Here is a 15,307-nt window from a genome sequence, read left to right as displayed (position 1 = left end):
AAAACAATAAAGCTATATTAATATTAGAATAGATAGACCATGGATAAAAAAGGAATATTTTTTTTATGTATAATTAAAATTAAACTACGGAGGGGAGTTTATGGCTATAGTTCAAAAGAAAAGACTTGGTGACATTCTGATAATGGCAGAAAAAATAACTCCTTTTCAACTTCAAAGCGCATTAAAAACTCAAAAGATTTTAGGTAAAAAGTTGGGAGAAGTCCTAATTGAAAGTGGAATTGTTTCAGAGGAAGATATTATAGATGCAATAGAAGCTCAAACAGGGATAAAAAAGATAGATTTAAATAATATAGTTTTTGATAAAAGAGCAATTAAAATAGTACCTCAAAATCTTTGTAATAAATACAATTTAATTGCATTTGGATTTGAAGAAGATAAAATAATGGTTGCATTAGGCGATCCATTAAATATATTTGCAATAGATGATATTTCTATATCTACAGGACTAAGTGTTAAGACATTCATTGCACCTAAAAATGATATAGATAAATTTGTTAAAATAAACTATAGCAGTGAAGAAGTTAATAAAGCAGCAGAAGAACTTTTAAAGGAAACTTTAGAAGCAAAAAATATAGCGTTAGATGTAGAAGAAATTGATGACGTAAAAAATGCTCCAGTTGTTAAAATGATAGAATACTTATTTAGAAATTCAGTTGAAATGAGAGCATCGGATATACATATAGAACCATATGAAAAGGAAATTAGGATAAGATATAGAATTGATGGTGAGCTTACTACTGTCAATACATTAGGAATAGAAAGTTTAGCTCCATTAATAACAAGAATAAAGATATTAGCAAACTTAAATATAGCAGAAAAAAGAGTACCACAGGATGGAAGAATAATAACAAGGGTTGGAAATACTGATGTAGATCTTAGAGTATCTGTACTTCCAATTGTAAATGGTGAAAAAGTAGTTATTAGAATTTTAAATAGAGACAGTTATAAAGTTGGAAAAGAGAGACTTGGACTAAGCAAAGAAAATCTTAGAAAATTAAATAATATAATTTCTAGTCCTCATGGAATAGTATTAGTAACAGGACCTACAGGAAGTGGTAAATCAACAACACTTTATACTATATTAAGTGAACTTAATTCTAATAATGTAAATATAGTAACAATAGAAGATCCTGTTGAATACACATTAAATGGAATTAATCAAGTTAATGTAAATACAAAGGCTGGGTTAACCTTTGCAAGTGGACTTAGAAGTATATTAAGACAAGATCCAGATATAGTTATGATTGGAGAAATAAGAGATGAAGAAACTGCGCAAATAGCTATAAAGGCTGCTATAACAGGGCATCTAGTACTAAGTACATTACATACTAATGATGCACCATCTTCAATGACTAGATTAGTTGATATGGGAGTTGAGCCGTATTTAGTTGCTACTTCAATTTCAGGAATCATAGCTCAAAGATTAGTAAAAAAAATATGTAATAATTGCAAAGAAGAATACATAGCATCTGATTATGAAAAATCAATATTTAATGTTGATAGTAAGGAAGTTCTAAAATTATATCATGGTAAAGGTTGTGGACATTGTAATAATACTGGATATAATGGGCGAATAGGTGTATATGAAATAATGGAAATAACAAGAGAGCATAGAGATGCAATTAATAAAACAAGAGATTCTAATGTTTTAATGGATATATCCATAAAGCATGGAATGACAACACTTGCAGAGGAGTGTAAAAAGTTAGTTCTAAATGGAACCACAACTATACAAGAACTTGCAACTATAACATTATTAAGGGATATATAAGGGGTGATAAGAAGTTATGAAAAATTATAAATATAGAGCTATGAAAAATGATGGAACTAAAATAGAAGGAAAATTCGAAGGTAGTTCAAAAGATGATGTAATAAATATGATAACTTCAAGTGGATACTATCCTTTAAAAATAGAAGAAATAGTTGAAAGTAAGCCAATAGAATTTAAGCTCTTTGAAAAAATAACAACAAAGGATTTGGCAATGTTTTGTAGGCAGTTTTATACAATGCTAGATGCAGGGGTATCAATTACTAATTGTATAAATATCTTATCAAAGGAAATACCAAATAAAAAACTAAGAGAGATTTTATCAACCATTGAAGATGATGTTAAAAAAGGTGAGCTTTTATCAGAATCAATGGCTAAGCACAGTAAACATTTTCCTCAACTGTTAATAAGTATGGTAGAGTCTGGGGAAGTCAGTGGAAATATTGATGAAATGATGCTTAGAATGTCTGTACATTTTGAAAAAGAAAATAAAATTAACAATAAAGTTAAGTCAGCAATGACATATCCAGCTATCCTTAGTATAGTTGCAGTGGTGGCAGTTATGTTTATAATGACTTTTGTAATGCCAACCTTTGTGGAAATGTTTGAAGGTGAAGGTATAACCCTTCCTTTGATAACAAGATTTATGCTTGGCACAAGTAAATTTCTAAGCAATAACTTAATTATCATAATACTAACAATAGTAATCATGGTAATAATTTTTAATATTTACAAAAAAAGTTCAAATGGAGTAGTAACTATAAGCAATTTAAAGTTAAAACTTCCTATTATAGGAAATTTAAATAAAAAAATAATAGTATCTAGATTTACAAGAACTTTATCTACCTTATTAGCATCAGGAGTATCTTTAGTGCAAGCACTGCCAACTGTTGCAGGAGTATTAGAAAATAAAGTGGCAGAAGATGCAATTTTAAGAATAAGAGAAAGAGTTGTAAGAGGAGATGGATTGAGTACTCCTATAAGAGAAAATGATATTTTCCCTAAGATGCTATCTTCAATGATAAAAATAGGAGAAGAATCCGGCTCACTAGATGATATCCTAAACAAAACAGCAGACTTCTATGATGATGAGGTTGAACAAGCTATTCAAACAACAACTTCATTAATAGAACCATTACTAATAGTAGTTATGGGGGTAGTTATTGGAGGGATTGTTATTTCAATAATGCTACCGATGTTTGATATGTACACTCAGATGTAAAAAGTGCAAAGCACTCTTTTAGTTCACAGCGCACAGTGCACAGTGCACAGTTAGTTATTTTATAGATAACAGGGAATAGGTGGCAGGTAACAGGTGTCAGATAACAGATAACAAGGCTTTTAAATTATAAATTTAAAAGCTGAGTAAAACTGTGAATTGTGCACTGACAACTGTGCACTGACAACTGTGCACTGAATAAAGCTGTGAACTGATCAAAACTGTGAATTGAGAACTGTGCACTGTGAACTGAATAACGTTTATATTTAAAAAAATTAATATAAAAATAAAATAAAAAAATTCAAGGAGGATTTATTATGATCAAAAACACTAACAACAAAAAGAAAAAGAAAGGTTTTACCCTTATTGAACTTATTATAGTTATAGCAATTATAGCTATACTAGCAGCAATTGCTTTACCGAAATTTGGAGAAGTTAGAGAAAATGCTAATATTAAATCAGATATTGCTAATGCTAAAAATATTCAAAGTGCAGTAGTAGCTTTGATAGGAGAAGGGAAAATTGATAATGGTGATGAGTTTGAGGTTGTTAGTACTACTACTGCCACTGATCCAGGAACTGTTGTTTCAAATTATTTGCAAACCGTACCTACAGCAAAGGCATCTGCTGCAAAAGGAAATAATTTTTTAGTAGACGTTGATGATAAAGGTAATGTAACAATATCAGTAAATGAAGACACTACTCCTGCTCAGGTTTATCCACAACCTGCAGAAGGAACATACGCAGAGAATTAAAAAATAAAAATTTATATAGTAAAATGCAGAGAATATCTGCATTTTGCTAAAATAAAGAGATTTTAGCATAATTAAATTATTAAGATTTATAAATTCCAAATGAATTTATTCTTTAATTATTTCATTTTTTCATTTTTTCATTTCGATTTTGCGTAAGCAAAAGAGAAACCTCATTATTTTCTTATGTATTTTATATAAGAGATTATTTAATTTTCAAAACTCCCTAGGAGTTTTTACATTAATTATGCATTGTGCATTACGCATTATGCATTATAAGTCAGGGGGGAAAGCCATGTCACAACAAAATAAAAAGTTTGATTTTTCAAAACTAAAGGACATAGGTTCTATGGATATAAAAGACATAGGAAAACTTTTTAAAAAAGATAAGTCTGAGGATATAAACTCTTCTTATGAAGTAAATAAGGTTGAAAAAAAGGGTAGGCTTAAAGAAAAATCTAGGTCTGTTATATCTATAGATTTAGGAACTAATTTTATAAAGGTTGCTGAAGGTAAGTATCAAAAAGACAAGCTAAGCTTAAATAAGGTTGTTCAAATACCGACACCAGAAGGTTGCATTACTGATGGAAAAATAATAAATGCTCAAGCTATTATAGACGTATTAAGCTTTTTAATAAAGGAAAATAGTATAAGAGCCAAGGATGTTATTTTTACAACTAATTCATCTTCAATAATAAATAGGGATATTTTAATACCTATAGTTCAAGAAGAGGAAATGGAAACTGTTATAAGATATGAAATACAACAATATTTACCTATAAATTTAGATGATTATATAATTCAATTTATAGTTTTAGATGAAATTGTTGATGATACAGGAGCAAAGTTAAAAATTAATGTAACTTCATTTCCAGAAAGAATGGCTAATACCTATTACAACGTAATAAATGCTTTAGAATTAAATCCATATGCTTTAGATGTAACTTATAATTCAATAAATAAATTAGCTAACTATTCACAATATACATCAAAGAATGGACAAACCATAGGGGGTACTGTTGCTTTTGTTGATATGGGAGCTACCTCTATTAATGTGGCAATATTTAAAAACGGCAAATTAGATTTTACAAGGATGATAAAATCAGGTGGGGATAATATAGATTATGCCTTAAGCCAAAGTTTAAATATGTCAATAAAATCAACAGAATCTTTAAAGATAAAAGATGGAGATTTATTGAAAGATAACGAAGAAGATGTTTTAAACTTAACTATAAGAAAATCTGTTGATGATATATTAGAGGAATTGGAAAGAATACTTCAATTCTACAGCAATAAATCAAATACAACAATAAATAAGATTTATATTTATGGAGGAACTTCTAATTTAAAGCATATAGACATATATGTTAAAAATAAAATAAATATTTCTGTAGATAAAATAGAAGATATTCCTAATATAGATTTTACATCTAAGGATTTAATTAATGAAAACCTTGGTCAGTATCTAAATGCTATAAGTGCTATTATAAGATTATAGGAGGAGACATTTATGATAAGAGATATGAACTTTTTCTCACCTTATCAAGGTCAGAAAAAAGAACAAAAAAATAAAAATATTTATGTTTACTCCATGGCAGGATTTTTATCTGTAGTTATAGTTGGTACATTAGCTTGGAATAGTACAAATATACTATTACTTAATAATAAGATAAAAAATTATAATGAAAAGCTAGAGCAAGAAGATATAAAAGAAAAAATTGCTAAATGGGATGATATAAGCAAAAAGGATGATATATTAACAAAATATGATACAGAGCTTAGTAAAATAGTTGGTGCTTTAAATACAAGGGAAGTAGTAACAACAGATTTATTAGATAAATTAAGCTCAAGCTTGCCAACAGAAGTAACTTTTAATAGCATAAACATAACAAATACAGAAATTTCTATTCAAGCTGTTTCAACAAGTAGAGTTGCAATAGGAGAAATAGAGCATAACTTAAAGAAATTAAATATTATACAAGATGTATATATTGGTGGAATATCAGGGGATGAGCAATATACCTTTGATATAAAATGTGTATTAAAGGATGTTGAATAATATGAATGTGAGTAAGAGAGAAAAGTATTTAATAGGAATTCTGTTAGCTGTATTAATATGTTTTGTTTATTATCAATTTATTTATGTTAAGCAAGTTGAAAAGTTAAATAATAAAAAAGCAGAAAAAAATCAAGTTGAGCAAAGATATAATGAAGTAATGGCTGCTATAGCTAATTTAGATTCTAAGGAAGAAAACTTAAAGATATTAAAAGCAACTGTATTAGATAAATCTAAAAGGTTATATCCAACTATAATGCAAGAAAAGATTATAATAGAAATAGACAAGCTATTAACTGATAGTGGACTTAAAGGGAATATTGCTTTTAGCCCTATAGAAGTAGCATTAGTAGAAAAAATGGTATCACCAGAAATACAAAAAACAGAAAGCTCATTAAAGGCTTTAGTAGATGAATATAATGGAGGAGCTAGTACTTCTGATAATTCAAATAGTAATAATGAAACAACCGCAAATGGTGGGGAACAACAATCTCAAAGTGGTACTTCAGAAAATAATGCAACATCAGAACAGCTTAAAGTTGCAATAAATTTCTCTGGAAATTATGAAGCATTAAAAAGTTTTATTGCTTCAGTACAAAATTATGAGAGAAAAGTAGTAATCACTAATATATCAATATCATCAAAATCTCAAGAAGAGTTATCTGGAGTTATGAACTTAGAATTCCATGCAGTTCCTAAATTATCTGATGAAGATATGGAATATTTAATATGGACATTAAATAATGTATATGGAAAGGAAGTTCTATTTAGTAATGGAGTAGCAAGTGGAGCTTATGCATCCACAATAGAAGAGCAAAGCAATGAAAAAGATGTTAATGACTTTGTAATGATGATTAGATCATCTACATCAGAATTGCCTACAGTAACAATAGGGAAAGCTAAGGATGACTCAAGAGAAAGTTATATTTATTCAGACAAGGATAAAATAGAAGAAGTAGAAATAGCCTTTGATGAGATAGATGGAAAAATATATTATAAATATAAAACATCATCATCATATTATCCTAAAGATAGTTCATCACAAGGGAAGGAATTTACTTCAAAATCAAAAGACATAGTTTTCGAAATATTAAGCGAAAAAAGATCAGGAACTTCTGATAATTCAGGTATAAAGTTAAAGGTAATAAATAATACAGAGAAAAATGTTGAGATAATAGTTAAAGATGATGATACTTCAAATCCTAGAGTTACAGTAACAAGTGAAGGTTATACTGTAAATGTAACTAAAAAGTAGGTGTCAATAATGAAAAATAATAAACTTAAAGCAAAAAAAGGGATGACATTAATTGAGGTAATAATTAGTGTTACCCTTTTAGCTATACTAATAATTCCTTTATCTTCTCTAGTAATGTCTAGTTTAAAAAATAATATAGATGCTGAAGATATGCAAAAAGCAAGCTACATAGGACAAAAGGTTTTAGAAGAATTAAAGGCATATGATGAAATTAAGCTTGATGAAAGCCATAAGGATTTTGAACTTTTAGATGGAGATAAAATAACACAAAATTCAGAAGGGAAATTTTTAGGTAGTTTTAATAGAACTATATATGGTGGAACTTCTGAATCTGCAGGAAAAAATGAGGATAGCTACAGAGTTGATGTTGAATTAGAAAAAGATATTAGCTTTCAATATAGTAATACTAATAATCTAGACAAAAATAGTGACTCAGATTTTAGTCTTAAGTTTTTTAATGTTGGTACTATAGATAGTATATTATTAGAACCAAATTTAAATGGAATTCCAGTTACTAGAGATTTAACAATTGAATTAAAGAAAAACTCTAGTAATTTAGAACTAAGTGTATTTAATAAGGATGATAAAACCCCAATAATTAGTGCAATAAAGTTAGCTCCAGTAAAAAATAAGATTGTTTTAAATCTAAATAGTAATTATGAAAAAACTACTAATATAGAAGTGAAAAATAACTTAGATGAATCAGTGGAAATACGTTTAATTAAAGGAAAAAATTCTATAGGTAAGCTAAAATTATTATCTAGTAAAGGTGATGTAATTTTATATGAAGAGGATGAAGTACAAGAAAATCCAATAGCAGATATGTATAACTATAAGGTTACAGTCAAGGATTCTAAAAATAATACTTTATTTCAAGGTTCTTCAAGTAATAATGTGAATATAAAATAGGCTTATAGGGGTGATAATAGGTGAAGGCAAGGAGAAAGAAAAAGGGTTCCACCTTTGTAATTGTAATTGTAGTAATGGCAATTATCTTTACAACAGGAACAACAATATTAGCAGTTACAGCAAATGATTATAAAATGAGAATTAATCAAAGTAAAAAGCTTCAAAATCTTTATGAGGCAGATTCAGGATTAGACGTAGTTGAAAATATAATAATTAAAACCTCACAAGAAGCCATAAAATACGCAGATAAAGAAGTTAAAAAGGAATTTACTAAATTAGAAGATAAAGATAGAAGCAAGGAAAACTTAAATAAAGTTTTTAAAGAAAGGTTTTATAAATATTTATCAGCACCACAGAATATTAAAGATTTAGATGGAACAGTTAAAACAGTAGATAAGATTTTAGAATACTTAATATTATCTAAAGCAGTTATAGGATCAATTCAGGATAATGATACAATTAACTTAGCAAAATTAGAAAATATAAAAAGTTTTAATATTGAAATACTAAAATCTGATTATGATAGGGATAGTAATAATATAATACTAGGAGTAAAATCAACCTTCCAAAATATTGAAGGACAATTAAAAAATGAAAAAGTTATTTCTACTGAATATATAGTATCTGCTCCAGAGTACAATTCAGAAATAACTTCAATAAATATATCTCCAGTTTTTGATGGTAAAGCCATAACGGCAGACGGAAATATGAATGTTACAGGTGGAAATACAAATATTAGTGGAGACATATGGATACAGGGAAATAATAATTTAGGGGAAAACCCAGAGTATGCTTTTGATAAATATATAGGGGGCATAAAATTAGATAATACAAGCTTTAATATTAATGGAGATATATACACAGCAAATACCTATCATTTAAATAATAATGCACAAAGCACAATAACTGGAGATGTATTTGCTAAAAATATTTATGTAGGAAAATCTATAAATTCAGATGCTTCAAAATCAAATAATGTAACCTTTGAAAATAATGTTATTGTAAATAATGATTTAGCTTTAAATGCACAAAATAGCAATGTATTAATCAAAAATAATTTTTATGGAATTAATGAAAAGACAACAGAAATAGAAACAGCTAAACAAGCTTTAAATTCCAGTAGTATTATTGTAAATAGCCTAAATAGTAATTCTACGCTAAAAGTAGAAGGACTTTCTTATATTATGGGAGTTGCTTATTTAAATACAATAGGTGATGATGGTAAGAAATATCAAACAGGAGAATCAGTAGCTGTAAAGGGAAATTATTTAGCTTATACTGACGTTGATGATATTTTGGATGGAAAAACTAATGTTACTTTAAGATACTATTCGCCATTACAATTGTTAGAAAGTAAAGATGGAGAAAGTAATGCTAGTAAGAAGGCTGAATATTTTGCAGAATATTATAATGATTCAAAAACAGAAGGTAAATATTCATTTAATGATGGTGGGGTGCAGCTTAAAGGAGAGGTTAAATCTGCAGGTGCAACCATTAAGAATAATAAGGTACAAGGAGCTACTATTTTTAGTGTTGATGATAAAAAAGAAATAATTAATACAAGAAATGAATTTGCAAGAAATGTATTTGCAATGGGTGATGATACAGGATATGAAAATTTATATGATGGACAAGAAGTAGAGAGAACTGTTAGAAATCAAATTGCCTTTGATAAAATTAAAGATACTAATATAATAAATGAAAATGGAGCGGTTATATTAACAAATAATTCCAGTATTGAAATAAAGGAGAACAAATATAATGGACAAATTATAAAGAAGGGTCTAATTATAACTAATGGAGATATAACTATAGATGGTGAGTTTAATTTCATGGGAAATATAATTACCACAGGAGATATAATTTTAAAAGGTGAAGGAAATAAAACTATAACTTATGATCCACAGGTTGTAAGAAGTATTTTAGCTTTAAATAATGAGTTATTAAAGGATGTATTTGTAAAATCAAAAGCTAATAGAGAAGAAATAAAAGTTACTTCAGCTTCAGAGATATATAGTGTTGATAAGTTCCTTAAAAAATCATTGTGGAAAATTCTTAAATAGAAGAGGTGGAATTATGAAAAATAAGAGAAAGGGTTTTACCTTATTAGAACTTATAATTACATTAAGCTTAACAGTTATAGTTCTTGGGGTAATCTACACCTTCTTCTTAAGCAATAGTAAAACCTTGTCTAGAATAGAAATTAATTCTGACCTTCAATTAGAAGCAGAAGGAATTCAACAAGAGTTATTACTATATGGTACACAAGCTGAAGGTATAAGTGAAATAAATAATATCCAAATAACAGATTCTAATAAATATAATTATGAAGGTTTACCTGAAGATGGGAAGTTAGATGTAACTGAAGTAACATTTAAAATAGGAGTAGAATATTTTTCATTTGTATATAATGGTGAAAATAAAACATTAACCTTAAATAAGGTAAATGAGTTTGGCACAGTAATTTCAGATACAACTTTAAGACTTCCAAGGGATTTATCAAAAAATGTTACAGAATTTAAGGTTAGGCCATTAGATTATAGAATGAATCCCAATGGTAATTTTAATGAAACTACAGGCCTAGAAATTTCTTTAGTTTTAAATAAGGAAAAAGGATATTCAGATGTTACTATTCCTTTAAGTGTAATAGTTAAGTTTAGAAATAAGAGTTAAGGTGAGGGGATAAAATGATTAGAAAAAGGAAGGTTAAGATAATAAGTATTATAACACTCTTATTTGTTATAGTATCTTTAATATCCCTTAAAAGTTTAAATGCAAAAGCAAATAATATAGCTTCAAAACCTAGTTTTACAATTACTGATTTAAAGGCTACACCAAATCCTGTAAAGGTTGGGGAAGATATATTAGTATCAGGAAAACTAGTACCTGAAGATTTTGAAACAATAGCACAAGCAAAAGAGATAGTTTTAGTATTAGATACTTCTGGAAGTATGAGTGGAAATAAAATTAAGAATTTAAAAGAGGCAGCAAAATCTTTTGTTGAGAAAATGAAAGATGTTCCTAACTTAAAAATAGGTATAATAAAATATGCATCAGATGCTACTATAGTATCAAATTTAATAGCTGCCAATGATTCATCTCTAATTACTACCATAAATAAATTAAGTGCTAATGGTGGTACAAATACAAGAGAAGGATTAAGGAAAGCTGCATACTTATTAAATAATGATAGTGAAAGTGTTAATAAGACTATAGTTTTAATGACTGATGGAAATCCAACATATTATTCTAAGTATGATAAATTGGATGATAGTACCCCAACTAGATATGGAAGCGGTAGTTCAACTAATAGTACTACAATGAATTACACAAAGAATTTTGCAAAGGATCATATAGCTGCTAAACAATATAATGCTTATTCAATTGGATATGGGTTAGATAATAATGGAACAAAATATCTAAAACAAATACATCAATCTATGAGAAATATATCAGAGAATACTGATATAAATGAGAAAAATGGATTTTTTTCAAAAAGTGATGGATCAATAACAGAAATATTTAATGAAATAGCTGATGATATAAAGAATAGTTATGAACTTAAAGAAGTTTCTTTAAATATAGATCTTAATCAATCATTTAATCTCAATATAGGGGAAATGAAGTTAAAGTTGGAAATATAATTTATAATAAGACATCTGAAGATAAAATAACAGGAAAAGTTAGATATCATGCAGAACCTGTAAGTTTTAGTTTTATAGTAAAGGGAACCCAAGTTGGGACCTCGCAATCTATATTGGATAGTATAGATATTAATTTTCTATTTGAAAATGAAAAGCTGACTGTAAACTCAAATGTAGATGTAAAGGTAGATATAATATCAAATGAATTACCTATTATTACAGCCAAGCTTGGTGAATATATACAAGAGATTAAAAAAGATGAAGAAATAACTCTTACGTATAAAATAATTCCAGAGGATTTTGTATACAATAATTCAGAGAATAGTGGAAAAATGGATATAGTAATTGTTTCAGAATATGGATTTAAAGATTCTAATACTTTTACAGATATAAAAAATGCAATATGGAATAAACTAATTAGTAAATTCCCGAATAATGATAAAGTAAGATATTCATTAATTTTATTTAATAATAAGGGAGAAAGCACTATTTTTTCTTTGAAAGATTTTCTTAATGCAACAGATTATCACGGGGCAATTCAATCTAAAATAAGTGTTCTAGAAAATGGAAATTATACTGCATCTAATTCTAAGGCGATATATGAAGGCTTAGAGAAAGCTCACACTGAGTTAAGTAAAAATTCAAGAGCTGATGCAAGTAAAAATTTAATAATAATATCTAATAAAGATGTAAATTATCATAAGAATAATAATAAAAGTGAGTATGAACAACTTATTAATAATATTAAATCAGCTAATTATAATATAGTTACTTTAAATTTAGAAGATCAGAATAAAGACAGCAATTTATATAAAATTCATACTGATTTAGGAGAAGATGATACTACTATATTTTACAATAATACAACTCAAAATGGAGTAAATAATAATATGATGGATTTAGTGAGAGATAAGTTAGTATCTTATTCAGCAGCCAAGCCTTATGAATTTAAACCAACTATAAATCTAAATATAGGGAATAACTTTGAACCTGTCTCTGGAATTGTTAGATCTAAAGAGAGTGGTAAAGAAAATATAGGAATAATAGAAGTTCCAACTATAGTATATAGTTTAAATGAAAATAATAATTATAGTGCAGCTGAGAAGACAATAGAAATTAAATTAAAAGCTAATAATCTTAAGCCAGGAATCTATAATTTTGGAACAACATCAGATAATAAAATGATATATAAAAGCATAATTAACAATAATGTAAGTGTAAATGTGTTAACGCCAACATTTACAGTAAAAGAAGAAGTGAAAAATCTTATTCATGGACTATACAATGGAATTATAGATAAAGATGTTAACATTCAAGAGAATGATAATAAAGCTATTGAAATAGCTCAAGGATCAACAGCAACCTTTGGAGCTGAATTTACTATAGGGGGAAGTAGTATTACTTTTGACCTAAATATAGATAGTAATTTTAATACTGTTAATACTAACAACATTAAAGTATACAAGGTTTTAAAGGACTCTTCAGGCGATAATACATTAATAGAAATAGCAAGGACTATAGAAAGTAATGTAGGTAATAAATTTAAAATTACTATTAATAATGTTAAAGAAAATAATCAACTATCAGATACAGATATATTAGTTGTATATCAAGGAAGAGTTAAAGAAGGACTTGGAAGTGCACAAGTATTAAAAAATGAAATTAAGTTTAGTAATATTTCAAAGGATGTTATTACAGTTACTCCGAATACAACAGATGGAAGTCCAAGCTTACCAGATTTATTCTAAAAGTTATATATAAATAAGTTTTAAGAGGGTCGCTAGATGTGATCCTTTTTTAACATTTATATTTTAATTAATATTTTAAGAAGAATATGATAATATAATATCCAACAAATAAAATAATTGAAATGTAAATTGCAAACTTGTTGACAATAACATAGTAGAGATATATAATATCTATAAATTTAGAAAAAGAACAGAAAGTTTACTCGTATATCCTCTGAATATGGCAGAGAGTATCTACCGGAAACCTTAAATTTCCGACTATGAGTGATTTTGATATACTAAATCTATATTTGTTATATAGATTTTTAGGCATATTAACTTCACTTAGAAGATTAGTATGTCTTTTTTTGTACATAAAAATAGAAATTTAAAAGAATAAAATATTTCATATTACTTTAAAAATGAAAGAAAAAATTTATTTTAGGGGGAAAAACTATGGCAACAATTATTAAAACTGCTTATACTTTTGATGACGTATTACTAGTACCAAATAAATCTGAGGTTTTACCTAATGAAGTTAGCTTAAAAACTAAATTAACAAAGAAAATAACATTAAATATTCCTTTAATGAGTGCAAGTATGGATACAGTAACAGAATCAAAAATGGCAATTGCTATGGCTAGAGAAGGTGGAATCGGAATTATTCACAAAAACATGACTATAGCAGAACAAGCAAAAGAAGTTGACAAAGTTAAGAGACAAGAAAATGGAGTTATTACAGATCCAATATTCTTATCAGAAGATCATATAATAAGAGATGCTCAAGAACTTATGGCTCAATATAGAATTTCAGGTGTGCCTATAACAAAAGGAACTAAGCTAGTTGGAATAATAACTAATAGAGACATAGTTTTTGAAACAGATTTTGATAGACCAATTTCAGAAGTTATGACTAAGAGTCCGCTTATTACATCACATGAAGGAACAACTTTACAAGAAGCCCTTGAAATATTAAAGAAACATAAAATAGAAAAGTTACCATTAGTAGATGATGATAATAACTTAAAGGGATTAATAACTATTAAAGATATAGAAAAAGTGAAGGCATATCCAAATGCAGCAAAGGATTCTAAAGGAAGATTATTATGTGGAGCATCAGTTGGAATTACTAAGGATATGATGGAAAGAGTAGATGCCTTAGTTAAGGCTAATGTAGATGTTATTACATTAGATACTGCTCATGGTCATTCAAAGGGAGTTATGGATGCAGTTAGAACTATAAAAGCTAAGTATCCAGAGCTTCAAATAATAGCTGGTAATATTGCAACTGCAGAAGCAACTAGAGATTTAATAGAAGCTGGTGCAGATTGTGTTAAGGTTGGTATAGGACCTGGATCAATTTGTACAACTAGAATAGTTGCAGGAGTAGGTGTACCACAATTAACAGCAGTTATGGATTGTGCTGAAGAAGGAAGAAAATATGGAGTTCCAGTAATTGCAGACGGTGGTTTAAAATATTCAGGAGATATAGTTAAAGCTTTAGCTGCTGGAGCATCTGCTGCTATGATGGGTTCAATGTTTGCAGGTTGTGATGAAGCACCAGGAGAAACAGAAATATATGAAGGAAGAAGATATAAAGTATATAGAGGTATGGGATCTCTTGGAGCTATGGAAAAGGGATCAAGTGATAGATACTTCCAAAATGGAACTAAGAAATTTGTACCAGAAGGTGTTGAAGGAAGAGTTGCATATAGAGGATATCTATCAGATACTATATATCAATTATTAGGTGGAATTAGATCAGGAATGGGATATTTAGGAGCACCTAATTTAGATAGCCTATATGAAAATGCTAAATTCGTAGTTCAAACTGCATCAGGAATAAGAGAAAGCCATCCACATGATGTAAATATAACTAAAGAAGCACCAAACTATAGTAAATAACTAGGGTTATTTACTATAGTAATGAAGAATGTAAAATGTAGAATGAAAAAC

General features: G+C 27.9%; 12 protein-coding genes and 1 riboswitch. All 12 genes read left to right on the top strand.

The features are described 5' to 3' along the window. The first annotated feature begins 100 nt into the window (after window positions 1-100). The 12 genes from A500_RS00910 (at window position 101) to guaB (ending at window position 15,256) form a co-directional block, all read left to right on the top strand. Entirely contained in the window at window positions 101-1,792 is a 1,692-nt protein-coding gene (locus A500_RS00910; protein ID WP_016205720.1) for a GspE/PulE family protein, read from the top strand. Window positions 1,793-1,808: 16 nt separating this feature from the next. Continuing rightward, a complete protein-coding gene (locus A500_RS00905; RefSeq protein WP_016205719.1) occupies window positions 1,809-3,011 on the top strand; it encodes a type II secretion system F family protein in 1,203 nt (400 codons plus the stop codon). Between the two features lie 314 nt (window positions 3,012-3,325). Next, entirely contained in the window at window positions 3,326-3,763 is a 438-nt protein-coding gene (locus A500_RS21575) for a prepilin-type N-terminal cleavage/methylation domain-containing protein (RefSeq protein ID WP_016205718.1), read from the top strand. A 292-nt stretch (window positions 3,764-4,055) separates the two neighbouring features. After that, window positions 4,056-5,258, top strand: a complete 1,203-nt coding sequence (gene pilM, locus A500_RS00895) for a type IV pilus assembly protein PilM (RefSeq protein ID WP_016205717.1) — start codon at window positions 4,056-4,058, stop codon at window positions 5,256-5,258. Between the two features lie 12 nt (window positions 5,259-5,270). After that, window positions 5,271-5,819, top strand: coding sequence for a PilN domain-containing protein (locus A500_RS00890; RefSeq protein WP_016205716.1), 549 nt, complete (start codon window positions 5,271-5,273; stop codon window positions 5,817-5,819). A gap of 1 nt (window position 5,820) precedes the next feature. Continuing rightward, on the top strand, window positions 5,821-7,071 hold the full coding sequence (locus A500_RS00885; RefSeq protein ID WP_016205715.1) for a hypothetical protein: 1,251 nt from the start codon (window positions 5,821-5,823) through the stop codon (window positions 7,069-7,071). A gap of 9 nt (window positions 7,072-7,080) precedes the next feature. Next, the gene (locus A500_RS00880) at window positions 7,081-7,980 is read left to right on the top strand and encodes a type IV pilus modification PilV family protein (RefSeq protein WP_016205714.1); all 900 of its coding nucleotides are present in this window, start codon (window positions 7,081-7,083) and stop codon (window positions 7,978-7,980) included. A 20-nt stretch (window positions 7,981-8,000) separates the two neighbouring features. Continuing rightward, complete coding sequence (locus A500_RS00875) at window positions 8,001-10,043, top strand: hypothetical protein (protein WP_016205713.1); 2,043 nt, start codon at window positions 8,001-8,003, stop codon at window positions 10,041-10,043. Between the two features lie 13 nt (window positions 10,044-10,056). Continuing rightward, on the top strand, window positions 10,057-10,653 hold the full coding sequence (locus A500_RS00870; RefSeq protein ID WP_051993109.1) for a PilW family protein: 597 nt from the start codon (window positions 10,057-10,059) through the stop codon (window positions 10,651-10,653). 14 nt (window positions 10,654-10,667) lie between these two features. Continuing rightward, window positions 10,668-11,624: a VWA domain-containing protein gene (locus tag A500_RS00865; RefSeq protein ID WP_040436379.1), complete on the top strand. Its 957-nt coding sequence runs from the start codon at window positions 10,668-10,670 to the stop codon at window positions 11,622-11,624. Window positions 11,625-11,737: 113 nt separating this feature from the next. Continuing rightward, window positions 11,738-13,372, top strand: coding sequence for a vWA domain-containing protein (locus A500_RS00860; RefSeq protein WP_040436377.1), 1,635 nt, complete (start codon window positions 11,738-11,740; stop codon window positions 13,370-13,372). A gap of 183 nt (window positions 13,373-13,555) precedes the next feature. Next, window positions 13,556-13,653: riboswitch (purine riboswitch) on the top strand. A 154-nt stretch (window positions 13,654-13,807) separates the two neighbouring features. Beyond that, window positions 13,808-15,256 carry an IMP dehydrogenase gene (guaB, locus tag A500_RS00855; RefSeq protein ID WP_016205711.1) on the top strand — a complete coding sequence of 483 codons (1,449 nt, stop codon included), beginning with the start codon at window positions 13,808-13,810 and terminating at the stop codon, window positions 15,254-15,256. Window positions 15,257-15,307 lie beyond the last annotated feature (51 nt).

The sequence above is a fragment of the Clostridium sartagoforme AAU1 genome (assembly GCF_000401215.1).
GTDB lineage: Bacteria > Bacillota > Clostridia > Clostridiales > Clostridiaceae > Clostridium > Clostridium sartagoforme.
Note: the sequence above shows the minus strand (reverse complement) of the source record. Positions and strands in the feature narration are given on the sequence as shown.